The organism is Streptomyces sp. NPDC127119 (genome assembly GCF_042677425.1).
Taxonomy (GTDB): Bacteria; Actinomycetota; Actinomycetes; order Streptomycetales; family Streptomycetaceae; genus Streptomyces.
Window position 1 is genome coordinate 1 of record NZ_JBHXTO010000309.1, and the last position, 1,497, is coordinate 1,497.

Annotated in this window: 1 protein-coding gene; it reads right to left on the reverse strand. The window is 72.5% G+C overall.

Annotated features, from left to right (window positions below):
* A partial coding sequence (locus ACFVH5_RS44350; RefSeq protein ID WP_385839365.1) for a beta-ketoacyl synthase N-terminal-like domain-containing protein occupies positions 1-1,497 on the reverse strand: 1,497 nt, incomplete at both ends.

Consider the following 1,497-nt stretch of genomic DNA (forward strand, 5'->3'; position numbering starts at 1 on the left):
TGGGAGGGGCCGTTGGGTGCGGTGAGGCCGTTGGAGGCGCCGTCCTGGTTGACGGCGGAGCCGCGGATGACGGCGAGGACGGTGTGTCCGTTGGCCTGGGCGTCGGAGAGGCGTTCGAGGAGGACCATGCCCGCGCCTTCGGCCCAGATGGTGCCGTCGGCGGCGGCTGCGAAGGATTTGCAGCGGCCGTCGGGGGCGAGGCCGCGTTGGCGGCTGAATTCCATGAACATGCCGGGGTTGGCCATGACGGTGGCGCCGCCGGCGAGTGCCATGGTCGTTTCGCCGTTGCGCAGGGACTGGCAGGCGAGGTGGAGGGCGACCAGCGAGGAGGAGCAGGCGGTGTCGACGGTGACGGCGGGGCCTTCGAAGCCGAAGGTGTAGGAGAGGCGTCCGGAGGCGACGCTCGCGGTGGTGCCGGTCAGGAGGTAGCCCTCGACGGGTTCCCCGTCCTGGTACGTCAGCGACGCGTACTCCTGCGTGACCACTCCGGCGAAGACGCCGGTGGCGCTGCCGCGGAGGGTGTCGGGGCGGATGCCCGCGTTCTCGAAGGCCTCCCAGGCGGTCTCCAGGAGGAGTCGCTGCTGGGGGTCGAGGGCCAGGGCCTCACGCGGGCTGATGCCGAAGAACTCGGCGTCGAAGCGGTCGGCGTCGTAGAGGAACCCGCCCTCACGGGCATAGGACTTCCCCCGCACGTCGGGATCCGGGTCGTAGATGTCGTCGAGGTCCCAGCCACGGTTGGCGGGGAACGCCCCGATGGCGTCCACCCCTTCGGTGACCAGCCGCCACAGGTCCTCCGGCGAACTGGCGTCGCCCGGGAAACGGCACCCCATGCCCACGACGGCGATCGGGTCGTCGTCGGACGCGGTGCCCGTGGTCCCGGTCTCCGCGCCGCGGAGCGGCTCCGCGGCCTCGGCCGTCGAGGGAGCCTGGTCGTCGACCAGTTCGTTCCGGAGGTAGGCGATCAGCGCGGCGGGCGTGGGGTAGTCGAAGAGCATGGTGGACGGCAGGTGCAGGCTCAGTGTCTCGCCGAGGGCGAGGAGCAGTTCTATGCCGGCCAGCGAGTCGAAGCCGAGGTCCTTGAACGGGTGCTCGGGGTCGATCACCGGCGGGGAGCTGTGGCCCAGGACGATGGCGGCGTGCCTGCTGAGCACGTCCAGGAGGAGGTCGTGCTGTTCCTCCTCGTCGAGTGCGGCGAGGCGCCGGCCGAGCGAGGAGTCGTCCTGGCCGGGATCGTTCCGCCGCTCGGCGGCGGGCGGTGCCTGCGCGGGAACGAGGTCCGCCAGCATCGGGGACAGCCGCGCCGGCGTGCGTCCCGCGCGGGCGCCGGCGACATCGACGCCGGCGGGCACGAGTGCCGCCCGCTCCGTACCCAGAGCCGCGTCGAAGAGTGCCAGTGCGCGTGCGGCGGGCATCGGGGTCAGCCCGCCGCGGCTCATGCGGGCGCGGTCCTGTTCGTCGAGGGTGTCGGCCATGCCGGTCTGCCACAGGCCCCAGGCG